The organism is Oculatella sp. FACHB-28 (assembly GCF_014696015.1).
Classification (GTDB): Bacteria; Cyanobacteriota; Cyanobacteriia; order Elainellales; family Elainellaceae; genus JAAUTN01.
Map to the genome: position 1 here is coordinate 17,274 of NZ_JACJPJ010000021.1, position 24,110 is coordinate 41,383.

At 45.9% G+C, this 24,110-nt stretch carries 14 protein-coding genes, 2 pseudogenes and 1 CRISPR repeat array; of the genes and pseudogenes, 3 read left to right on the forward strand and 13 right to left on the reverse strand.

Annotated features, from left to right (window positions below; all coding sequences use genetic code 11):
- Window positions 1-92: 92 nt before the first annotated feature.
- Window positions 93-1,787 (forward strand): HEAT repeat domain-containing protein, encoded by a 1,695-nt coding sequence (locus tag H6F88_RS01000; RefSeq protein WP_190640892.1) that lies wholly within the window; start codon window positions 93-95, stop codon window positions 1,785-1,787.
- Between the two features lie 274 nt (window positions 1,788-2,061).
- Here H6F88_RS01000 and H6F88_RS01005 read toward each other — a convergent pair whose 3' ends face one another.
- The 4 genes from H6F88_RS01005 to H6F88_RS01020 all read right to left on the reverse strand — a co-directional run bounded on the left by H6F88_RS01005 (window position 2,062) and on the right by H6F88_RS01020 (window position 6,761).
- A complete protein-coding gene (locus H6F88_RS01005; RefSeq protein WP_190640893.1) occupies window positions 2,062-4,866 on the reverse strand; it encodes a TIR domain-containing protein in 2,805 nt (934 codons plus the stop codon).
- Between the two features lie 272 nt (window positions 4,867-5,138).
- Entirely contained in the window at window positions 5,139-5,372 is a 234-nt protein-coding gene (locus tag H6F88_RS01010) for a hypothetical protein (protein WP_190640894.1), read from the reverse strand.
- Between the two features lie 160 nt (window positions 5,373-5,532).
- Window positions 5,533-6,225 carry a hypothetical protein gene (locus H6F88_RS01015; protein ID WP_190640895.1) on the reverse strand — a complete coding sequence of 231 codons (693 nt, stop codon included), beginning with the start codon at window positions 6,223-6,225 and terminating at the stop codon, window positions 5,533-5,535.
- Window positions 6,222-6,761 (reverse strand): hypothetical protein, encoded by a 540-nt coding sequence (locus H6F88_RS01020; protein WP_190640896.1) that lies wholly within the window; start codon window positions 6,759-6,761, stop codon window positions 6,222-6,224. Before H6F88_RS01020 ends, H6F88_RS01015 begins: the two co-directional genes overlap by 4 nt.
- Window positions 6,762-6,852: 91 nt before the next feature.
- Between H6F88_RS01020 and H6F88_RS01025 the strand changes: the two genes are divergently transcribed.
- The gene (locus tag H6F88_RS01025; RefSeq protein ID WP_347277646.1) at window positions 6,853-7,893 is read left to right on the forward strand and encodes a tyrosine-type recombinase/integrase; all 1,041 of its coding nucleotides are present in this window, start codon (window positions 6,853-6,855) and stop codon (window positions 7,891-7,893) included.
- A gap of 356 nt (window positions 7,894-8,249) precedes the next feature.
- A CRISPR array of direct repeats spans window positions 8,250-11,491; the repeat unit is 36 nt; unit sequence GTTTCCATTCAATTGGCTTCCCCAGCGAGTGGGGAG.
- A gap of 243 nt (window positions 11,492-11,734) precedes the next feature.
- Here the strand turns inward: H6F88_RS01025 and cas2 are convergent.
- The 9 genes and pseudogenes from cas2 to cas10 all read right to left on the reverse strand — a co-directional run bounded on the left by cas2 (window position 11,735) and on the right by cas10 (window position 22,361).
- On the reverse strand, window positions 11,735-11,956 hold the full coding sequence (cas2, locus tag H6F88_RS01030) for a CRISPR-associated endonuclease Cas2 (RefSeq protein WP_190640897.1): 222 nt from the start codon (window positions 11,954-11,956) through the stop codon (window positions 11,735-11,737).
- Between the two features lie 272 nt (window positions 11,957-12,228).
- Window positions 12,229-12,942, reverse strand: a pseudogene (gene cas1, locus H6F88_RS01035) (CRISPR-associated endonuclease Cas1); the annotation flags it as partial.
- Window positions 12,943-12,962: 20 nt separating this feature from the next.
- Window positions 12,963-13,229 (reverse strand): annotated as a pseudogene (csx18, locus tag H6F88_RS01040) (CRISPR-associated protein Csx18); the annotation flags it as partial.
- A gap of 70 nt (window positions 13,230-13,299) precedes the next feature.
- Window positions 13,300-14,805 (reverse strand): hypothetical protein, encoded by a 1,506-nt coding sequence (locus H6F88_RS01045; RefSeq protein WP_190640899.1) that lies wholly within the window; start codon window positions 14,803-14,805, stop codon window positions 13,300-13,302.
- A 38-nt stretch (window positions 14,806-14,843) separates the two neighbouring features.
- Window positions 14,844-16,886, reverse strand: a complete 2,043-nt coding sequence (locus H6F88_RS01050) for an RAMP superfamily CRISPR-associated protein (RefSeq protein ID WP_190640900.1) — start codon at window positions 16,884-16,886, stop codon at window positions 14,844-14,846.
- Window positions 16,887-17,294: a hypothetical protein gene (locus H6F88_RS01055; RefSeq protein ID WP_190640901.1), complete on the reverse strand. Its 408-nt coding sequence runs from the start codon at window positions 17,292-17,294 to the stop codon at window positions 16,887-16,889.
- Window positions 17,295-17,308: 14 nt separating this feature from the next.
- Window positions 17,309-18,097 carry a type III-B CRISPR module RAMP protein Cmr4 gene (cmr4, locus tag H6F88_RS01060; protein WP_190640902.1) on the reverse strand — a complete coding sequence of 263 codons (789 nt, stop codon included), beginning with the start codon at window positions 18,095-18,097 and terminating at the stop codon, window positions 17,309-17,311.
- Complete coding sequence (locus H6F88_RS01065) at window positions 18,094-19,272, reverse strand: type III-B CRISPR module-associated protein Cmr3 (protein ID WP_190640903.1); 1,179 nt, start codon at window positions 19,270-19,272, stop codon at window positions 18,094-18,096. Before H6F88_RS01065 ends, cmr4 begins: the two co-directional genes overlap by 4 nt.
- Complete coding sequence (gene cas10 / locus H6F88_RS01070; RefSeq protein WP_347277647.1) at window positions 19,272-22,361, reverse strand: type III-B CRISPR-associated protein Cas10/Cmr2; 3,090 nt, start codon at window positions 22,359-22,361, stop codon at window positions 19,272-19,274. Before cas10 ends, H6F88_RS01065 begins: the two co-directional genes overlap by 1 nt.
- 190 nt (window positions 22,362-22,551) lie before the next feature.
- On the opposite strand from cas10, the gene H6F88_RS01075 reads away from it, so the two are divergent.
- Window positions 22,552-23,715 (forward strand): WYL domain-containing protein, encoded by a 1,164-nt coding sequence (locus H6F88_RS01075; protein ID WP_190640905.1) that lies wholly within the window; start codon window positions 22,552-22,554, stop codon window positions 23,713-23,715.
- Window positions 23,716-24,110: the final 395 nt, after the last annotated feature.

Sequence of the window (24,110 nt, forward strand, 5' to 3'; positions counted from 1 at the left end):
CCTTACCAGATGTAAAAATAGAGCGAAAAGCAGTTATTTTGTCGTTTAGTAGTTATTCCTACATCTAGCCAACATTGCTTATTCTCATCAAAATGAACACAGCCTCCTCAAGTGTAATTACAGCTAAAGTTTTTGACGCATTGATTAATGGTCAAGAAGCTGATAGAGCAAAGTCTCTTAAGTCTCTTAATGATTCAAACCAAAAAATTAATCGCCCTCATCTCCGCTCTTTAATTATTGATGCACTACAAAAGGAGTTTTGTCCTAAAAAAGATAAAGCTGAAGAAAAAGAAGCTGCTTGGATTCGAGCATGGTTGGTTGATGCACTAGCTCTGATCAATGACTGCGATTCTAGAGCAATTGAGGTGTTGAAAAATTGTCTTCACAGTGATCCTGACAAATGGGTGCGCTATTGGGCTCTTGCTGGTATTGCTGAATCAGAATTATGTCATTCAGAAGAGCTTGCCTCAGATATAGAAAAGCTCACAAAAGATGAAGAACCCTTGGTGCGGAAACTAGCGATTGCCATTTTAGCCTTACAGGATGATGATTGTTCAACTGATGTTTTGAAGGAGCAGCTAAGTAGTATTCTTCCAAATCTGAGATCTACTGAGGCTAATCAAGATGAGTTGCTGCAATGGGCTACGCTTCGTGCCCTCCGAATGGTTACTATCTCAGAAGTAGTACCTCTTCTATGTGAGATTGTCGATAAACCTCATAAGGATTTTGATCCAACCTATGAAGCGATTTATGCACTAGGTCGAATTCAAAGCCAATCACCTTATGCAGAAAAAGTAGCTGGGACACTTGTAAATTTTGTTAGTCGCTATCGACGTGCTCCTTCGAAAGATGGTCTACGAGCTGCTGCATTGACTGTTTTAGGCAATTTAAAGGCTAGAAGTAGCAGTTCTATACTTATTCAGGAGTTGACTGATCCAAATCCAGCAATTGTAAGGGAAGCCGCTAGAGCATTAGAAAAAGTGGCTGGAACTCGTATTGCAGTTGCTCGAATAGTTGAGATTGCTAGTGAACCAAATCATCTTAACTACTTAGAAGAATTTGCTAGAGCATTGAGATGGATGGATTATAAATCTGTTGTTCAAGAGCTTGAAGTAGCCATGCTTTCAGGTTCAAGCCAACAGCAAGAAATTTCTCGCACCATTCTGAGTGAAATGGGAGGAATTACAGCCCTCGAAAAACTTCGTGTAAGTAGCGACGTTACAAAGAAGTATATGGATGCTCTTAGTGATGCAGAAGCTAAAATCAGAAGTTTATTTGAAACTTCTCTTAAAGAGGCCCGACTCGGTTTTACATTAGCCACATTGATGGACGTAGCTGTTTTTACTATTGGGGTAGTATTGGTTGTTTTGAGCGCAAGGCAAACATTACTCAGCGAAGGTAGTTTAGATAACTGGGTAGGGGTGGGGGTAACAGGAGTTACAGGCGTTCTAGGAGTTATTTATGGAATTTTAATTGCTAAACCTAGACAAAAAGTTCGTGAATCTGTTGATCACTTAATGTACTTAAAAGTTATTTTTCTTGCTTATTTACGTCAATTACATCAGGTTGATCAAGCTTACACACGACGCTTGCTAGATGATGAAACATTAACCTATGAGGATATTAATAGATTCTCCACAATGGTTGGCACAACTATGCACCATGCCACGGATAAGCTGATTCAAGGGCAACCAGGCTATCTGAAACAACTGCCTAGGAACAGGTTACAGAGAAAAAAGATGTCTATAAAATCTAAAAAGCAGTCACCCATAAGTAATGATAGTTAAGATATTATCTTCCAAAGTTTTGAGAACTTGATGCATAGTTTATAACTATTGATCAAAAGATTACAAAAGTGTACGTAAACAAACATAGCGTTAGGAGGTCTAACACTTCGTTTGGAGCGGGCTGTCAAAAGATCTTGGTGCTTAATTCAAGGCTACTTGCAGCCTCTCAAGCGAGACGTTAGCAGTTAACATCATTGCCGAAAATGATGCTTTTTCGGCATTGCTTGTGCAAGTTTAAGTAGCCTCAGCCAAGGGGTTTCTCGCTCCGCTGAGGTTAATGTACTCTCCGCAAAGAATGCTGCTCTGCTAGTTGTGTGTTGCAAAGTTGACGATCCGAATCTGTCACATTGGAATTGCTATCTAGGTAATCCTTCAGCCACTCACAACTCTGCTGTAGAAGTTCTTCTAAATCGAGATCTCTTATTGGGTAGAAATAGATGATGCCATTATCACCAGCAATCGCAAGCGTTTGTCCATTAGGGCTGACACTGACACTAACAATGTTGCCTTGGCTTAATCTGTATTCATTGAGTTGTTGGGCTTCAAAGTTCCAGAATTTAACAGTATTATCAACACTACCAATGGTAATAATCTGTTCACTATCCGGGATAAAACTTACATCACGAATTCCGCCTCGATGTCCTCTAAATCGTGCAATCTCTTGTCCTTCAAGAGTCCACAACCGAACAGTTTTATCTTCTCCATAAGATAAAATCCGCTCACCATCTGGACTAAACTTAGCAATCCAAATCCCACCTTGAGAACTTTTAAATTCAGAAAGTTGCTGTCCAGAAAAATTCCATATTCGAATTTTACCGCCTTGGTCTCCTGTAACAACCTTCTCGTCCTCAGGATGAAAACCCATATTATGAATTTTACTTTCAGGTGCTATAAATTCGCTGACTTGCTCTCCAGAAAGACGCCATAGTTGTGCAGTTCCATCGTGACCAATTGTTATAACTTCTTGCCCGGTTGTACTAAATTTTGCACTCCAGACTGTAGTTTGAGGAGATCGAAACTCGGCTAACTGTCGCCCTGTCAAACTATACAGAAGAGCAATATTATTTTTTCCAACTACTAAAATTTGTTGTCCGTTAGGGCTAAATCTAGCATTTCTAATTTCATCTTGATGGCTATTGAATTGGTTAATTTGTTGTCCTGCAAGATTCCATTGTTGAACTATTCCGTTCTTCTCACCTACAAGAATTTGTTCACCGTTGGAACTGAAATCTATTATTTCAATATCACCTTGATTCACAGGAACCTGAGTTACTTGGGAACTTTCAAGGATCCATAACCAAATATTTCCATCAGTTCCAACAGCAGCTACTTGTTTACCATTAGGGCTAAAGCTAGCATTAAAAATTTTTCCTTGAATTCCCCTAAACTCATCAACTTGTTCTCCTGCTAGATTCCATATTCTGGTTGTTCCATCGCCACTACCTGTGATGATGCGTTGACCGTCAGGACTAAATCGGACGTTCCAAATACCATCTTGATGCCCTCTAAACTCCTCACTTAAACGTCCTGATAAACTCCACAAACGAGCAGTCTTATCGCTACTAGCCGTAATAATTTGCTGCCCATCAGGACTAAAATTTGCACTCGTAACTTCATCTTGATGTCCTCTAAATTCAGTAACTAGAATCATCCGTTGTCCTGAACGCCTCCATAATCGAGCAACACCATCTCCTCCTGCTGTGAGAATCTGTTTGTTGTCCGGACTAAAGCGCACATCCCAAACTATGCCCTCATGTGCCTTAAATGCCACAAGTTGCTGACCCAATGAATCCCACATTCGAACTATTCCGTCCTCAGATCCTCCAAGGATTTGTTTATCGTTCGAGCTAAAGCTCACACTCCACACATTTTTTTGATGCCCTATAAACTCACGGATTAGTTGCCCAGTCAGATCCCATAATTGAACGGTGCCATCTTCTCTACCAAGAAGAATGTGATCACCATTGCGACTGAAGCTTGCACTTACAACTGCTTTTCGTTCTTGAGATCCTTCAAACTTTTGTAGAAGTTGACCTGAAAGCTTCCATAAACGAGCAGTACCATCCAGCCCTGTTGTGAGGATTGTATTCCCATCAGGGCTGAAGTTAACGCTGTATAGCGTACTCTGATATGTCTGAATCTTATTCTGCTCCCGAATATTATCAAGAATACTACGAGCAGAGGATATAGGAGTAATGGTCGGATAGTCTTGCAGTGCCCGTTCTTCACCAACTAGCTGCTTCAAGTCTTGTACAGTGCGTATCGCGGACAATAGTGCATCTAGCTGTCCAGAGTCATCAAACTGTAACAGAGCATCTGCTCCGTCTCGTTCTAAGTTAGTCGCAATTTTTGCCTCATGAAGTTGGCGAAATGCCCATGTAGTCATTCCACCAACTATAGCCGCAACACTCAAAGTTACGCCTAGAATAACTGAACCAATACGGACTAAACGTTTGGCTCGTTGTCCAGCTGCAGCTAACCGCTGGTTCAAATCCTCAGCTTCACGACTTTTCCTGATGTAGTTTACTTGCTGTTCGGTTGGTTTGGGTTCCTCATAGCTCTTGTAGAGCCATTCTTCCGATTCTGTTAATTCATCACCCCGAAGCAAAAAGCTATCGTTACGTCGTTTGCTTTCCCATTCTAAAGTTCGAACTAGTAGACGAGTGTGCCTATGTACATACTCAAGATCCGTGTCGATCGCCTTGCATAGAAGTTGAAAAGCGTTATCAAAATCATCTTCCATCCGAAAGAAGAGCCAATTGTGCCTTACCAAGGCTTCATGTAGGTTAGTTGAATCAAATGCATCATCTCGCAAGATTGGTATTAAGCGTTTGTTGTGCCTAACAGCATGTTCAACTTCTTGTCGACAAACTTTGGAAAGTATTGAATTTGAACTAATAATAAAGACGAATGCGTTAGCACCTTCAATGCCCCTTTCAATTTCATTCCACCAATCAGCTGTTGGAGGAATATCTTTCCAATCTATCCATACGTTTCGATTAGCCTCTTCAAAAGCGACGTGAAGCGATTGAACAAATTCTTTATCTTTTCGTGAGTATGAGACAAAAGCATCGCTCATGACGTTCTAGAGGTAGAAGCACTTTTGCTTCAAGATTATTCGTTTCTTCGCTATTATGCATAAATATTACTAAATCTTTGCTAAAAATCTAAGTAGTTTCTACACTAGATTACAAAGGCAACGAAGCTACATCTAAGTGCATACGTACTCATTACCGAGAATGACCCTAACTCGGCAATGGTTGATGCTCAAGGTTCCAATTAGCTAGCTTACGCCCGTACTACAAACACTAGCTCGATGGTCCTTTTCGGCAATGTTTCTGCAGAGTGGGATCAGAACGGAGATTTGTCACACCACAACTGAGATTGCAGGCTGATTCGCTCGGACGCTTCTTCTTCGTTCAAATCGATTGCTGCCTCCTGGGACTGCAGCAATGTTAGGGGGTAGTAATCTCCGTCAAAGCAGAAATCGCTTCCGATCAATTCGATTGCCGTTCGTAGCGCCAAGGTGTCATACATCGGCGGTAGCATAATCATGTTGCACCCGTCGTACTTGCATCTCAGCATAAAGGCAACCTCTCGGGCTGCCTCCTGGGTTTCAAGCAGTAGTCGCAATGGTCGCATGTGGGAATATTAACGCATACCCTCATCCTTCTCCCAATTTAGCCGGATTGGGTGCACAGTGTAGGGCACCTACTCAATGAAGCATGTCCCTACCATGGACATCTTAGGCAGTCCTCTCCTGATCCTGCTGCCTCACCCAAATATGAGAATCATAAAACTCCCCCTCCTGCTCCAACTCAAATTCACCCAACAATACGGCTAGCCAAACCTCCACTTGTGGCATTCCCAAGCGTTGGCACAACTGAGTCAAGGAGACGCGATCTGGCAATGCTGCTTGCAATCCTTGGGCGATCGCCTCTGTCCACTGCGAGACATTCTCGTCATAGGCAACCGTCAACACTTGCTGTTTTCTCTCCTCCTCAACGGCTGCTGCCTCCAGTTGCTCCACCATTGCCAATACAGCAGCCTTGTCAACCGTTGCAGCGATTGACCCCTCTTCAGTCCCACTTGATTTCGCCCGTTTTGTCCGAGGCTTTCGAGCTGGAGTTGGCTCCATCAGATCACTTAAATCCACCGCCATCGTCTGACGCACCAGGTCGTCAAAAAATCCCTGTTCTACAACCGGATCGCGGGATGTCTCCTCCCACTCGCTCATCAATAACTCTGCCCGTGTCTCACAGATCTGGGCAACTTGAAGCAAGGCTTCCCCAGCAAACCGCAGGCGATCGGACTCGGGCAGTTGAGCTGCTGCTACTTCCACCGCATCTAACATCTGCGTTACCTCAATCATCTCCGGCATCTGCTGTGCCCGTCGCAACTGGGACCAGAGATCAAGTTCAAGCTGCTTCCCCTTCACCCGTGTCCTTCCCCCTGCACAAATTGAAGATGCTCAGCATGGTAGGAGCAGGGACGAATCGGGCACTGGGACAGGGAGTGCTGTTCTTCGCGGGCGAACCGCTCGAAGCCACTGCGTCGCCCGTTCCCATAGCGTTGGTAAAGGGCATCCAATAATTGCCGTGCGTACTCCTTCACCAGACGGGGCGGTAGCCCAAAGGTGTGTTGGGGTTGCGTTATTGCTACTGGTTTCTCCCCAATCCACAGTTCTGCACACATCGAATGAATCACGACCTCGTCATTCGACTCACGCGGTTGGTCTACATAGGTGTGCAACACAACATAGGCAATCTGGGGAATGGGTACCGTGATCTCCGCGATCGCCACTTTTCGTTGTGCCAGGCGACTTCGCCCTTTGCGGTAATAAGAGCGGCGACTGCGGCAGGTTCCCTCGCGCCAGCAGCCATCCCCACCCAGAGCGGAGTCATGCAGCTTTCGCGCTTCCCCTGCGGTGAGCAGAGCGCAAGCCCAGCATTTCTCGTTCGTTCGCCGTCCCATGCCTTGCCCTTTGAACTGCCTCAATTATCTATCAGATGCCAGGAATCATAGAAATAGCATTATTATTCTGACAATATTCAGGTAGAGATAAGTGCAATTATCTCTACCTGAAACTCACCCAACTTTGGCGCTCCTGATGTCTTCATTCCCTTCTGACCCTGTTTTGCCAATCGTGATCGTGCCACTCGATGGTGGCAAAAAGGAGGAGCTTCATCGGGAAGAGCCACCCGATATGCGTCACTGGCAGATTGAGGAGTTTCTGCGCCAGACCGGGAAGTCAGAGAATACGGGACGTACCTATCGCGGGCAGCTAGTTCGGTTTGCTGCCTGGTGCGATAAGTCCTGGCTCGATGTCACGCCCAGTGATATTGGTAAGTATCGCCGGGAACTGAAGCTCAAGGGGTTGAAGCCCACCTCAGTCAATCATGCACTCAACACGTTGCGATCCTTCTATGGATGGCTGAGGAGGAGCAATGGCTATCCAATGAACAAACCGCTGCCGACGGATGCGATCGATCTGGAACGACAGGAGGAACTCCAGGCAAACCATATTGAGGCAGAGGATTTGAGCCAACTTTGGGAAGCACTGGAACTCGATGAACGGACGCGGATGCGTGACCGTGCGATTGTAGCTGTGCTCAGCCACGGGCTGCGGGCTTCAGAAGCCTCTGCCCTAAACGTAGAGCATTGGAACGGCAAGATGCTGAAGGTACATCGCTCGAAGGGACAGAATGTGAGTGAGGTGCCGCTGGGTCGGGAAGCGAGGCAGCATCTAGAGGCGTATCTGGAGTGGCGACGGCAGCGAGGCGAGAAGTTTGAGCCATTACCGGAGAGTCCCATGTTTTTGGCGCAGGATCCGAAGAGTTCAGGGAAACGGTTGGGCTACAAGGGCTTGCATAAGATGGTGAAGAAACTGGGGGCGATCTCAGGAGTGGAAGACATTAACCCGCATCGTTTCCGGCATACCTTTGGAACGGAGGCGACACGGCGAGGGGTTGATCCCCTATTTGGTAAGGAGTTGATGGGGATTAAGAGCGATCGGGTGTTTAAGCGCTACACCAAGGGGGTGTTTAAGCAGGCTGCTGCTGAGGCGTATCTAAAGGCGATCGGAGAAGCTAGCAGCGATGATTGAATGTCCTCAACCCCTCACTGGAACTACTTATAACTAACTACCATGCCCCATCCTGCTGCCTCAGACGATGAATAGAAGCTGCAACGCTCGATTCGGCAGAGTTTACAAGCGATCGCTCTACCGAGGGTTGTCGCTTGACCGGTTTCCATTCAATTGATTTCCCTAGCGAGTAGGGAAATCAAAACTTTGCTAAGGCTGAACGGCTAAACGATAAGGTTTCCATTCAATGGGTTTCCCCAGCGAGTGGGGAGGCGTTGTGCCTAAAGATCCAATAGAGGCAGCAATTCAGGTGTCTCATTCATATTGTCACAGAGGGGTTTTGGATGGGGATTGGGGAACCCTATACATTCGAGCGCGTTTCCATTCAATTGGCTTCCCCAGCAAGTGGGGAGTCAATGTCTTTATCTGATCTGCTTTGGATTGCTGAAGTTTCCATTCAATTGGCTTCCCCAGCGAGTGGGGAGACAGAAGGTGCTATGCATTATGAGCAACCCGATTGATATTGAGTTTCCATTCAATTGGCTTCCCCAGCGAGTGGGGAGTTAATTTTCCAATATCCAGCATTAAATTGAGTACTGTAGTTTCCATTCAATTGGCTTCCCCAGCGAGTGGGGAGTTAGCTGAAGAGTTCAATTTACAGGTTGAGTACCTTGAGTTTCCATTCAATTGGCTTCCCCAGCGAGTGGGGAGTTAGCCTACCTGGACGGGCATCCAAAAGACCTAGAGTTTCCATTCAATTGGCTTCCCCAGCGAGTGGGGAGCTTTCAAGACACTTTATTGCCTGACCCAATGCTTCAAAAGTTTCCATTCAATTGGCTTCCCCAGCGAGTGGGGAGATTCTAGAGTCTCACTTTGAGAAGTTCAATTGTAACGTTTCCATTCAATTGGCTTCCCCAGCGAGTGGGGAGCCAATAAGAACTATCTGTTCTTTTGGGCAGAGCATTTGTTTCCATTCAATTGGCTTCCCCAGCGAGTGGGGAGTTCAACAGCATGAACCAGGTAAACGCACGAATAAGGAAAGTTTCCATTCAATTGGCTTCCCCAGCGAGTGGGGAGTTGAAGGCGAGATGGCGCACCGAATGGCGGCAGATGTCGGGTTTCCATTCAATTGGCTTCCCCAGCGAGTGGGGAGTGACTAATCAATATTCCCATCTGAAGAAATGGGTTTTTAGTTTCCATTCAATTGGCTTCCCCAGCGAGTGGGGAGTTTATCACGTGTTAGCTACGTCTACGGAAGAATAGCTCAGTTTCCATTCAATTGGCTTCCCCAGCGAGTGGGGAGTACGACTGATGGAAAGGTGTGGCGATCGCCTTTATCTTTTAGAACTGGCAGTTTCCATTCAATTGGCTTCCCCAGCGAGTGGGGAGCTGTTATCAGAACTAATTCAGGAGAAACAGGTAAGAATTCAAGTTTCCATTCAATTGGCTTCCCCAGCGAGTGGGGAGCCCATAATCCAGATACTAGTAGTACCTGTACCTTTAGTTTCCATTCAATTGGCTTCCCCAGCGAGTGGGGAGTAACAGCTTTGGCAACCTCTGAGTCCCTAAGCAGCAGTTTCCATTCAATTGGCTTCCCCAGCGAGTGGGGAGATTGCGAAAAGTGAACGAGCAATTGATGGAGCTTAGTTTCCATTCAATTGGCTTCCCCAGCGAGTGGGGAGAGCGGGGCAGGCAAGACCGAAACGCTAAAGAGTGTCGCGTTTCCATTCAATTGGCTTCCCCAGCGAGTGGGGAGTCACACGCACGACGGAAGAGATCTTGAACGCAGTTGAAGTTTCCATTCAATTGGCTTCCCCAGCGAGTGGGGAGAATAGTTAGCCGAAACTCTCTAAAGCTCCTAAAATCAGTTTCCATTCAATTGGCTTCCCCAGCGAGTGGGGAGGAGAGGCGAATTCAATGTTGCAATAACTAGCGCCCATAACGTTTCCATTCAATTGGCTTCCCCAGCGAGTGGGGAGACGACTATACAGAACAGACTCCAGAAGATGACGATCTGGTCGTTTCCATTCAATTGGCTTCCCCAGCGAGTGGGGAGCTGACATTCTGCGTTAGCTCGTCGAAGGTTGAAACGTGTTTCCATTCAATTGGCTTCCCCAGCGAGTGGGGAGAGTCCTATTGGTCCTAAACAGCCGTAATTGATAAATGTTTCCATTCAATTGGCTTCCCCAGCGAGTGGGGAGTTGAGCGATTTCGCACTCATCCCCTGTTCCCGTGTGATTGTTTCCATTCAATTGGCTTCCCCAGCGAGTGGGGAGTAGCAGGTGGAGCGATCGCTAATCGTCAAACAACATCCGGTTTCCATTCAATTGGCTTCCCCAGCGAGTGGGGAGTACACCTACACCCTGCGAAACTATCCGATCGCTGAGCGTCCTTACGTTTCCATTCAATTGGCTTCCCCAGCGAGTGGGGAGTCTGATGATCAAGTTGCGGAGTTAGCCTTAGTTGAGTTTCCATTCAATTGGCTTCCCCAGCGAGTGGGGAGTAAGTATGGTTTTCTTTTGTTAGGTGTACACCTTAGTTTCCATTCAATTGGCTTCCCCAGCGAGTGGGGAGAAGACGATAGAAAATCAATCCTTGAAGATCTTCTTAAAGTTTCCATTCAATTGGCTTCCCCAGCGAGTGGGGAGGCGTTAGACCGTATTCAACGCCAGATCCACAAACTTCAAGAGTTTCCATTCAATTGGCTTCCCCAGCGAGTGGGGAGAATAGTAGCGGATACAGCTTTACAGAGTAAAATAGAAGTTTCCATTCAATTGGCTTCCCCAGCGAGTGGGGAGGAGAGGCAAAGGAGCCTAAAAATGACAACTATTCAACCGTTTCCATTCAATTGGCTTCCCCAGCGAGTGGGGAGTAGAGTTCTTTTGTAGAATCGAAGCCTGGAAAGCCTTCTGGTTTCCATTCAATTGGCTTCCCCAGCGAGTGGGGAGCCAAGCTCCCACTCCCCCCATTTACTCGACTCTTCAGGTTTCCATTCAATTGGCTTCCCCAGCGAGTGGGGAGTTGAAGTTCCGCCAAAGAATACGTTGTTTTCCTGGCTGGTTTCCATTCAATTGGCTTCCCCAGCGAGTGGGGAGTTTATCTTTGACTGGGTGGTAGAAGCGGCAGAACCGAGTTTCCATTCAATTGGCTTCCCCAGCGAGTGGGGAGCTACTCTGTGCGGATCAGCGAGCGCTACTGCGCCGAAATCAACGTTTCCATTCAATTGGCTTCCCCAGCGAGTGGGGAGACATTAACGCCAAAGATCTAGATCTTGGCTGGTATGTTTCCATTCAATTGGCTTCCCCAGCGAGTGGGGAGTAAAACAGCCTGAAATTAAGAAATCGACATATCGTATAGTTTCCATTCAATTGGCTTCCCCAGCGAGTGGGGAGACAAAGATGCGAACAATTGATTTGAAGTCCATAGTTCTGTTTCCATTCAATTGGCTTCCCCAGCGAGTGGGGAGCAGGCAAAGGATTTCTTTGAATAGTGCTAGATCTTCTACTAACAAGTTTCCATTCAATTGGCTTCCCCAGCGAGTGGGGAGCGTCAATATCTGGCTGAATCCTTGGGTAAAATCTGCGTTTCCATTCAATTGGCTTCCCCAGCGAGTGGGGAGAGCCTCCACCAAAACCCGTGTTCTGCAAGCAGTCCAAAGAGCATTTGCGAGGGATCGGTTCAGCGAGTGAACCAGACTACTAAATAGCATAGTTCAAAATCCTTGAAACGCCTATATAGCAATACATCGAGGGTTGCAACGGGAGAATCAGCCCTTCGTCCATTTTCCCGACTCCTCGCAACTCCCCTAAACGATCGTTGAACCTGGCAACTTTGTCACTGGCGGTTCGCCCCACACCTCTACCTACACCGGAGGATGATGCGAAATTGGGTAAAATCGTAGGCTATCCTCCTCTGACTTTACCCGTTTTCTCAACCGCTTACGCAACTCGTCATATTTACTAGCCGTTAGTACGCTTTCAAATACACTGTATTGCACCCGCTGCCTATAACCCTCCAATAAATCAGACACCTTCTTACGGCGTTTGTCGCAGGGGATGTCGTAAACCACAATATAGAGGAGCATTCATCGAATCAGATAGGGTTGATAGTCCAGCGCAGGATTATAGACGAATTGCTTATAAGCCTTCACCTGTTGTGTTAAGAGATCCCACTGAGGTTGTTCACTGTCATCAATTTTCAACTGTTCTTCCATACACTGCAAAAAAGCCCAAAGAAGCTTCTTGCGCCCTGAGTTGTTCAAATAACAGTCACCATCATGGTATTCAAAATCCTCATCGCATTGACGATCGCTCGATTCACCAGATACAACACCAGCGAATCAATCACAGGCACACAAAATTCCTCAATTAAATCAGAGGCAAGGGCTGCGTGACGTTCCGACCCACGATGTAGACAGGCATAATATGGGCAACCTCTGCAACTCTATCAAACTCAGCAGATGGTTCCATAACACCTGATAGCCAAAACTGAGCATCGCATTCACCAGGTTTCCGGAGGACGACGCGATCGCGCCAAAAAAACAAATTCATTGCTATTCAAGCATTCTCCAAAGGCACCAAAGTAACTGGATGCACCAATTCCTTCCATGCCCATCAATCGCTCAATCGTTTCAGCTTGTCCTGCCTAGTCAATCCAATACTCCAACTGTTGAACCGTAGCTGCAACAATCTCTGAAGGTCGTCGTCGCTGCTGTCGTTGTAAGATTACTCGGCTATTGCGTAACTTCGCCTGAACAACCGTGCGAGCAACGACCAACTGATCCACGGCTAACAACTGCTGTTAATACCGTGACAACGCCCAATAACCCCGTTCAATCGGGAGAACCCGTCCATAACACCGTCCCATGCGTGACAGGTAAGCGATCGAGATATCTCGTTGCAACCAGGCCCGGATCACTTGTGTTGTAACCTGAGATTGCCCAAAAATCAAAATTTGTTCGAGCAAAGGCAATTGCACTTCATCTAGAACTGTTTCACCTTGTTTGATGACCAATCGTTCTTGCTTCAGTGACACATAGCAACCTTGTTGCGAGACGTACAGTGTTCGCACAATAAAGTAATGGTGTGTAATCAGGACAGGCGATCAATATCGTTCGATTCAGTGCGGCGTTGAATGTGAGGGCGATCGCCTCTACCCATTAATTCGGGTCGCTGGGTATCAGCCGTGAGATAACAAACAATGCGATCGGCAGCAGTTGCCGTGTCGTAAGAGGCGATCGTCACTAGAGCTGTATTCATAATGACCCCAGCTAAACCCATCGGAGCGATCAGTAGGATGATAAGCGTGATGGAACCGTTAACAGCGGCAACAGATAAATTACGCACTTGAGCAGCACGCGATGAGAAATATAGGTTTGAGTGAAAGTTGGATGAACAGTGAAAAAAGTTAGCGAGAAGCGATTGATTCCTAAGACAGCTTTTCTAAACCCCATTCATAGAGCGATCGAAGCAGCAGATTTGAAGGTGGTTTCCATTGATTTTCAGTAACTTTATGCAATACCTGCAACATCAGCTCAAATATACTCAAGCTGTCATCACAACCAATATTTCTCCAAAGCGATCGAATTTCAGCTTCATTAACTGACTTGCCTTGGTGAACAACCTCATTACGTTTTTCACGAATGGCATCTGTCAATTTAACCCATTGATGATTTGCGTCAAACTTATTAACCCGATACCAACCACGCAATAGCCCACCAAAGCCGGCATTATAATCTTCAAGTCTTCCTCGATAAGACTCTTGGGGCACAATAACCTGGTTCTGTAGCCAACGATTAGCTTTACACTGAACATACAACAGCCGTTCTGCTAATTGGGCAAATTGCATAAATGCAATCGTACAATTGGCTCGCCTAAGTGCTAATTCAATAAATAAAACTTCTTCCCATGCCAGTTGATAACTTATCCCTACTATCGGTTGTTTTTGTGTCAAATTACTTAGCTGCTCTCGCCATGTTTGCAATTGCGATGGAGGTATTAATCCTGCAACAGCTCTAGAACTTGACCAGTTACGAAGTTCCAAAAAAGATGCTTTTGCTTCTCCATTACTAGCTAGTGCGATATGTCTTGCAAGTTTATAAATTGACTCATAGCGATCGCGGTGCGATTCCAACCAAACAGCAGCCTCAGTAAAATCGCCACGCTTCCAAGCAGAAACAATTCGTTCTCGTTCTACTGGCCAGAAGTATTGCCCTAAACTAATTGTTTTAAATTCAGTTGCAATTCTCGCTGTCTCACCTTCAAATAACGGAGTTGGTTCAACTGGAATGACTTGCTCCACTGGGCATTGCCGCATTAAAGCAGCTGCACAAATTTCCAATGTATTTGCAATTTGAGGAACAGACCCCTTAGCTTGAATCATCAAAGTAAGGTTTTGCGAAGACTGATCTTTAAGACGATCAAGCGCATATTTTAAGATAAAGCCTTCAACCTCTTGGCGGATTTCCTCCGTTTTATTAACAGGTACTACCGGGTTCCAAACATCAACCTCAACTTGAGGATATACTTGACGGATCTTCCCTTCCATTAACTTTGCTAACCACAAAGTATCTGCTCGACGGAAGTTCCAGAACGTTTCCTCTGGTTGATCTGTACCCCATAGAATAATGTGGTCTAAGCCATTTTTAATAGCAGTTTCTAGAATCGCTCCATCTAGAAGCAATTCGACATTAGAAAAATCATTGATCTTTACACAATGACGATAAAGAAGGTCTCCGAGATAACGAACGCTCCAGCGAAACTCTGGCTTATGTTCATCACCGTGATATCCACGCTCTATTCCAAACTCAGCAAACAACTGGTCAATGTGTTTAGGGTGTCCGCGATCGCCATCTGCACCCAGCGATCGCACAACACCATCTTTACATCGCCAACCAATCTGGCGTGTACCCACGGTAATAATGAGAGTTTTCATAACGTACTCTTAAATGAGGGGATAATAAGCAATACTACTTATTGCAATGGAAAAATTTGGACAAAATTCTGACGATTGGTACGCTGACGCAATTCATTGATATACCGCTTGCGTGGATCTTGCGTTGCACCAAACACTGTCACAACTTGATACTCTCCCAAATCTGCGATCCAAACGGGAGAAGGCTTCACACCACCTTGAACTTGTCCACACAGATAACCGTCGTAATCAACTTGTCCACGATTATTCTGTACTTTCAAGTCATTACTGTGAAGAACAGATAGCGCATAGGGCTTGCCAAAGTTCTCGTCTCCGCTACAGACGATAATACGACAGTTCAGATCTACTGCTTCAACCCAACGATCGCGTCGAACTTGCCCTACTTCTAAAGGCTGACGAGGGTTAACAGAACGATCAGAACGATCAGCCATTCGACCCAACGCATCATAAAAGGTTTGTAGCCGTTGTCGAAACAATTGCTGAAAGCCTTGAACATCGTTTGGTAACTTCCAAAAGCTAACTTCTGCATCAGGAATTAACGTTGAGCCTCGCCACCAAGGTGCGCGCTCTCTAGGTTTACGCGAATAGCAAGGCCGTCTGGCTCCCTGTCCAATCCCACCTAGATGAAACATCATCCAAGTTAAAGCTTTGAAAATATCTTCAATATCGCGTTTCTGGGTATTCGGTGCTTCAGATGAGCAAGCAAGAATTAAGCGTCCTGATTGCTCTCCACAAGGATCATCTTTACCCTGAGTAGTTGGTCGAGCCTCTCGCTGCACCACACGACCATCTGCAATTCTGACCGTTACCCAGCCACGCGATTGTCGGGGGTTAATTGCTCCGAACAAGGTTGCTTCTAGCTGTTGCACTTCTCTAGAAGGTAAGACACCCAATGCAAAAACACGAAACCAGTAGCGCAGCATGGACTTAAATGCTACTGGACGTACTTCAGCATGAGAAGAGCTATCTACCTTCAGATTTCCCTTATTATCGATTCGGAGTTTTCCGTTGTGATCTTTTTGAAAAGGGGAATTTACATCTTTGAATTTCTGTCGCCCATGAATGAGCTGTCCTTCTAGCGTAAATTCAACGTCAAAGAACGCATTAGCAGGAGTAACCTGCCCTGCTCTAATCAGGCTGCCATATCCCGTATTTACTTGAGACCCAATCCCCGACTGAAGCCCCTGACTAAGCCACTGCTTTACTTGCTCCAAGGTTTCCTCATTGCCATTGCTAGATGGACAAATACCAATCAAGAATGTTGCTTCTTCTAACGAAAAGAAAGGATTTGGGTTTGGTGAATAGAGTAAGCCTTTTCCGGATGCATCCCATGACCAAATATTATTCGCCATATCAACAGCTAATCCACCACCGTTCCCAGACTGCTGTGGAATTGGGTAAGCATCGAGAAACGTCACCTTACCCGATCGCTCTCCCCCATCTTTGCTATCTAAAAAACCAAAATATTTGCGAGCAACTTCTTCTTCAGCTCGCTTCCAGGACAGGTTTTCTTGAGCCATCAAGTCTCGAATCGCTTGAGTCCTGGCAACACCACGCAAGGTACTAGCTGGAATGTAAGGCATCCCTAGTGCATCAAAAGCAGGTAGCAAAATGCTTTCAGGTCCACGATGCCCCCCTACACGGATGCGCCAGAGGCACTTTACAGGAAAGGTTGTTCCCTTTTGAGACTCTGCAATCAGCTTAGTGCGGCTGGTCAGTTGAGTTAAACGATCGCGGTAGTTGGCATTTTCTTCTGCCATCTGAAGGATCTGAACTTTGGTGGGATCTTTGTATTGGCTGTCAGGCGATCGCATCCACCGCAAATATTCCACAAAACTAGCAGTTGCATGTGGGTTAGGGATTGGATCAAGGGGATGCTCAATCCAGGGAGAAGGAACCGAGCGATTGCCGTCCCCATTGCCGCCCTCACCATTACCGCCACTACGATTGCCTCCAGCGTTACCTCCACCTCTCGAAATCACTTTCTTGGGCTGCCCTGCCCCAGTACGCTGAATTGCAGGATTTGGGCGGTTCGTCGCAGGACTTGGTTGTCCAGGTCGTTTGGGGCGCTCAAATACCATTTACGCTTCCCCCTTAATATCGTGATAAACCGCTGTTGCCCAAAAGCTGAATTCTTGGGCGATCGCAAGCCCCAATCCCATTAAACCTAAATACTCGTCTGTATCAAGTTTCAACAAAACTTTAAGTCCATTTTCAGAACTTAAGCCTTGATACTCCGTAGTAGCTGCGATTTCTTCTAAACATAAGAAAAATTTTTCAACAACCTGTCGTTTGCCAGGCTTGTCTTTACTGATAGCTTCTTCTTCAGCTTTCAAACGCAACATTCCCCAGGTAGACAGGTAAGTATATAGCTCAACTGCCTGGTTCTTTTGCTCTTTCAGCCGAGCATCATCTTGATTAGGAAGGCTCCGTAAACCACTCAACGCCTCGTAAACTGGCTTTCCAATTGTGCGTGGATCAAATCCCATAACAAGTTACCTCCCTAGTTATTCCCAAGCCAGGTTTGTACAAAGCCACGTCCTAGGCTCTCTTGCCCACCAATTTGTAGAATTGGACGTTGAGTAACCAACTCCTGAAAGTCTACTTTGGCAGCAGCACTCGTCCCATTTGCTTGAGCAGTAGTTCCCCAGGGAAAGTACATTAGTGTATCTGGAGGAATTGCCTCTTCATAGCGAAAAGAACCATCTTTAACTGTTTTGTGTTCGTCCAACTTAACTTTGACCTGCCGCCACAAAGACATTTGGATCAAAGTGGCGCAATGCTTGTCAGGCAGCACCAGTACTCGTTCAATCCCTTGAGCCTGATCAGCCTGGGGCACAAAATTTTTCCAGGTGTCCCAACCTTTAAGTTCTGATGCTTTCAAGATGGCATCCTTTAAATAAACTGGCTTTTGACCGTTCAAGTTAGTGCTGTAGTCAGTAGGAATTTCAGATTCAACCCCATTGACCCGTGCCCATCGCCGCAAAAGCATCGGGCTACTGACCCAAATCACTCCATGACTTAAAGAAGGAACTGGAATCCACAGAAGGGAACCATCTCCAATCCAGACAGTTCCCTGCACTAAATTGCCTTCAGCACTAATTTCATTGCCGAACAAACTGTACTGTAACGTTTGATCTTCAACACTGGCACGCAATCTCCCTCGAATGGAACTAGAGGGGACGTAAGGCAGTTCTGTGTGGGATTCACGGGCAATCCCTAGCAAGTTGCCTTCTTGAGTAGCTCCACCAGTGTGTAGGGGAGAGAGTAAGTAGAAATAGACTAAATTCATTGTTGACTTGCTCCGTAAGGAATCCAAAGCATTTCTGAGTAGCCAAGCTGTCGCCAGTGATGCACTTTATTTGGCTTGCCGTTTACAGTCGGTTGGTCTTGAAACAGTTGCGCTGGGCGTTCCAGGTAATAAACGCTGCCAGGTGGGGCAGCAAACACTTGAGGAGCAGGAATACTGCCGCTACTAGCATCTCGAAAACGACAACTGATCGGTACAGGTCGCTCGGTTGCAACACTGACTAAAGAACCAGGAGACTGGTTCGGATTTGGTGGATGCGTCAGGTTCCATTCCCAAGGCCAAGCACGACAGGTAGCAACCTTATCTCGATTACGCTCAAATACTCCCGGTGTAACCAGATAAGCTAAAGACCTTGCTTGGTTGGGATTAGATTGCAAGGATGCTTCTGCTTTGTCATAATTTGCCTTTGACGTTTCCTGGAGTTCTTTCCATTGAGCATTAAGTGGCTCACAGGTTTGCATCAAAACATGATGCCCTTCACCACCTAAACGTACAGTAATCAGGTCGCCCTTACCTTGAATCGCTTGATGCGTCTTCTCGTCAACTGCGATCGCAAGACTCCATCCTCGGTGCAAACGAATTGCATTTTCTACAAAGTAACCATCTGAGTCTTTGACCTGTCGTTCTCCGGTCTTTAACGTATTATGCGGTCGAGATTCGATTGTCCAGGGCTGAGGGCTCTCCCCATCCTGGCACTTCCAGTTCATTTGGCTGAGCGTTTGTCCCTTGAGTAGCTGTTGAACCAACTGAACTGGTAAATATTGGCGGTAGTCTTGCCGATCATCTTGGGCTTTGAGGTCATCCTTATCGGGGTTGCTCTCTCCTTCCCTTAACAAAGGAGTTGGATAACGCCGATCCCACTGCATCTGCTTGCTGGAATGCTCGCTATCGCGTTCCTGTAACCACGTTAGAGGTGACAATCGTTGAGATCCCACATAGTTTAGCGGGCGAGGTAAATACAGCGTTTCTTCTTTACAGAGGAATGGTCCTTTCAGGGTCAGAGCATTATCTGTTTGTAGTAAAGAACGAATTGCTCCAGCAATAGTATGTCCATTGGGTGGAAAAACACTGCCTGCCCAGGCTCTCTCCCCCGGCGTAAACGGTTTAGCGTCTCGAAAGAGCAAAACATCAAGTGGGGTGAGGGTATACCAATGCATCAGGACTGCCCTCCTTTTTGGGTTGGAATCTGGATTTGTCGTTTGCGTAAAACAAATGCAGCTAATTTGAGCCAGCCCTTTATTTCACAATCGCGTTTAGACTCTCCTGTAGTCGGGGAAATCTTATCTTCTGTCGCCTTCCAAAGGTCAACCAAAAAACGCTCTAGTTTCTCACAAAATGCTGCTCGTTTTTGGTCATCATCGTTGAAGAAATCCCTGCGATTGCAGAAAGCGATCGCCCATGTCGAAATAGCACTCACGACCGGGGCAGGATGTTGGTCCCAAACTTGAGCAGCCTGCTCAAATAATGCAGGTTCTAAACCTGAAACAACTTCTAACATCGCTTGCCACTGATGAAAAACATCAAACTTGGCTGTAGCTTCTAAAGAATTACCGTTGCCGTACAAAACTCGCACTTGCACCGCATCTTTCACGCTACCTTCTGGAGAACAATGCTTTTTCGCTTGCTTCTCTGCATCCCACAAACTCTCAAGGGCAATCGCCAAAGGAACTGAATGGTGAGCAATGACTACCCCAAAGCTGATCGTCGCTTCTTTACCCATGGTAAACCTAGGGCGCTTTGATAGCGTTTGAGCATCACCTTGCCAAAGCCAGTAATCTCCTTGGTTCTTAAAATACCCTTTAGGATCTGAAGTATTACCTTTTTGCAGTACCAGTCTTTGCTCTTCAGGGTCTTGCTCTCCTTGAAAACACTGGCGAATATCCCACAGCCAGTTATCCCATTCCCACAGGTTGGTGTATGCCATAACATCGTCACCGCCACCATAAATGAGCCGTCCCGCGTAGCGTTCCTCAGTCAGATAAGGAACTAGCTGGTTAGAGAAATCTAGTAGTGCACGCGACAAAGCACCGTGAGTTGAAGGACCCATCCTCTTTTGATGCCTAACAAATTTTTCAAACGTCGATTTTAGGGACTCTGGTACAGATAATGTCGATGAAGTATAAAATTCATAAGCTTTTAGCTTGCTACCTCGAAGCCATTCATTCATACCATCGCCATCGCCAACAGCCAGTACATACCAGTCACCAGGATTGTTACTCGCATATTTCCGGTCAAGAACAGTTTGAATTTCTTGACGATACTCTCTTCGTAACTGCAATAGATCACGGTTCAGTTGAGCAATCATGCCAGGATCTTGCTCTTTATCAATCTGTTTTTCTAAAGCTTCAGAGCTTGGTGAGTTCACCTCTTCTGATAACCAACCAGCATTTAAGAAACGTGAATGGTACTTTTGCAATAAATCGTTTGCACTTTCATCAATCCAGGGAACTCCCCATTTCTGTTCGGTTAACTTTGGGACAGCAGTAGGAGTTATTTGTAATTGGTCAATAATTGACTGACAAACTTGATGAAAATATGCCAGATGCAGCGGGTTGTCCTGGTGCGTCTTTAAGTAACCTGCAACTCCAGCCGTTAAATCAGGGTACGAAGCTTCAATCTGCTTTTCAGCGATCTTAAATAATTTTGTTAAAACTTTGTGCAGCCCTCGTTTAACGGTTTCAGTCGCATTGAGCTGTTCTCTACCGTCAAATAACCCTGCATGGCGCTTCCATAAGTCTTTTACAACCCCTTCCGGCAACCAGTCATCCCCAGGATGAACGGCAGGTCCTAGACCAGACACCGTTGATCGGGAGCTGAAGACCACTGGTAGTTCCCAAGTTCGAGAGTTTTTGATCCCAGCGAGTGCAGATCGGGTTTTGCCAAAAATGAAAGACCACCAGGAACCAACATTGACATTAAACTGTGGGTCGTGTTCATAAACCTGTCTGATGAAATCAAGCTCTTCTTTTTGAAAGAGCTGACGCTCTCCTATTACTTCAAAAGCTTTATTTTGAGTGTCAAGCCAGTGTTTGAAGGCTGGTTTTGCCTCTTCTGGAATTTCTGTGCCTTTTAAGGCTTCTCCTTCTTTTCCAATGGCAAGAGCGCTCCAATAAACCTGCCATTGTGGATTCAACCAGCCCTTCCAAGTCTTATGGTCTTCTGTTAGAGCATCAAGTCTTTTTAGTTTCTGCATCCAGCGGCGAGTTCCTGCCAATTCTTCAAAAACCAAATGCCCGATTTGTAACCATTCACGCTTCAAAGTCTCTTCTGCATATTGCATCGCAGGCTGTACTTTATCCTTGGGAAGAACAAGGATCAAAACGTTGGGAAATCCAGCAGTCAAAAGATGCCGATCTGTAGGTGTATCAACCCAACTATCAAACTCTGGAAACTTTTCTAAAATCCAATGATCAATCAGTGGTTGCTCAAATAAGTTGGGATAAATGAAACTATCTGGACCATACTTCCATGCCAGTGCCCAACAAACCTTGGCAGATAAGTAATGCAAGATCCAAGAACCTGCCCAGAAGTCTCGCATCTTGCGGCTAGCTTTAATTAATTCTTGAACAGGGGTGAAACTAAACGCAGCCAGATAAGGGTGCGATTTCTCCTCTTGCTGCCAATTTTCAATATCATCGATCGCCAAATCATAACCTGTCAGGGAACCTGCCATTGCAGAAGCTAAGCTGGCGTGATTCCAAATAGAAGTATCCGGTAAACCTTTTTCCGCAGGCAGCAACAGTAATGATTCATCCTCAAAAGCTTTGCAGGTTGAAGCAGGCAGACAACGCCAAAGCCACCAAAAAACTTTTCTAGGGTCGCTCTCTTGCTTAATTGCCTCTGGTATAAGCGTTTTCTCCAAACTTTGTAGAAACTCGGATCGCTCAGATTGGCGCAATTGCTCATGAGTGTCCTGAGATAGTTTAAGGTTTAACTTCTTACCGGAAAGCAAATGAGAGATTTCAATCCCTTTTTCACCATAACTTGCCGCTTCCAAGCCTGCACCAATAGCACCGCGATCGCTAGCTGAAGCTATCAAATCAGCTAAACCCAAATGCCTAAGAAATGGATGACTTGACGTCTCAGGATTCCAGCCACGTTCTGTCCAATCCTTCATTACCGCTAGATTTTGCCAAAAGGGTAGCTCCTCACGTTTAGCGCCATCATGCAATGCTCTCAATGTTGGGTCATGCAGTAATCCCCAAATCTTGGCTTGCCAAAATACAGTTGCAGCAGAACTAGACACAGTAAGCTCTCCCATAGTGGGTCAGTCGATCGCATTTCTTCGATCGCAACTATAACCAAAGTTCCCAATCACCAACCAGCAATATCAAATATTGATCGATATATTCTGAAATGGGGAATTCTTCTCTATGAGCTCTTTCACGCAATTCTCTTTGCATCCGTTAATATTTTAACTTCCTTGACATTGGGTTATGGCTAAACCTCCAGAACTGCATTTTTACAGCGATCGCTCTTCATTTGATCGCCTCATGGTGTTGATTGCCACGCTGGTTCAATATCCAGGGGTAGGGAGCCGTAACGCTAAAACAAGCCAGGATCAAGATTCCCTAGAAACACTGCAACAGCACATGCAAGCAGTCGCCAAAGAACTTAATCTGCCACTCCCTGATTACTCAGTCCATACATTACGCAAAGATTTAGGGACGCTGCGAAATTATGGAATCTTAGATCGCAACCGCCATGACTGGGGCTACTACCTGGGCACTGGTGCAATGAATCGGGAGGAATTACAGCTAGTCCTCAATGCGTTAGCCTCTCAAGCGACTTACCAGGGCGACCCACAGGCAAAACGCATCTACCAGGCACTCAGTCAACGCTTGAGATGTCAAAACTTGGAGAGTAAAGGAGCTTTATTTTATCCAGTGCGAGCGCAGTTTAACCGGGCGATCGTGCCAACTGACCCCGATGAAATGATCCGCAAGCAGCAAAGCCGAGATACACTATTTCACAGCCTGGAGCAATTGGAGCAGTCGATTGTACAGGGGTTGCCGATTGAGATCTATTTCTTTCGCAATCTCTACAACGGCAAGCCTGATTATCGGCGGATTTATCCGCTTCAGTTGCTCTATTACGATATTGCCTGGTATCTCGTTACAGAAAATATTGAGGATGGTCACTTGGCAGTTTCCAGGGTTGATCGCTTTAAGCAACATCTTGAAGTTCTAGAAATAACTGGACGGGAGGTAGACGTACAACTCAAAAGTCTACAGGCAGCGCATCAACTCTTACGCAATGGATGGGGGCTGAGTTTAGGCAATCTGGAGGAACAACGGCAAGAACGCCAAGGCACTTTACCACTGGTTAAGGTCAAAGTGCGCTTTTTCCCACCCGCCAGCCGTTTTATTGCAGAAGGAGAGCAACGGCATTCCAAACAAAAGATTATCTGTGGTCCCAAAGACGACGCAACTGGAGAATTTGCTTATGTTGATTATGCAATTGCTCTACCCAAGCGATCGCTCGATGAATTTGGTCGTTGGGTGGCAAAACACCTGGAAAATGCTCAAGTTCTTGCACCACCTGATTTGGTAGAAAAACACAGGCAAGCAGCAGCAGTGTTAATGAAGCGATATCAGTAAGTGTTGTGTCTTCTCACTAATTGACGCTGATCTCGCGCTAGCTGTCGTCTAGGGGCTAAGATGCTGGTTGCAGCTAGGTCTTGAGCAAAGGAGATTTGTGTAGACAGTTTCACGATTAATGCCGTTTGGTAATCAGTTCAGTGATTAATTGTGTCGAGTTTCAAATTCCTTTTCGTTTCGTCTCAAATGAGTTTTCGATTCCTAAATGCCTAATAACGACTGAAGTGGCTGCTTTTGAGGCTGAAGTAGTACAACTCGATTCTCCACTCTGTCTCGTCTCAGATTAAATTTCGTTTATTCTCCTGAAAGCCGTCTCAAATTAAGTTTCACAACCCTGCGATCGCCACCTACGAATTGCAAGACTAAAATCTTTGAACCAGAAGTAGAGAATTTAC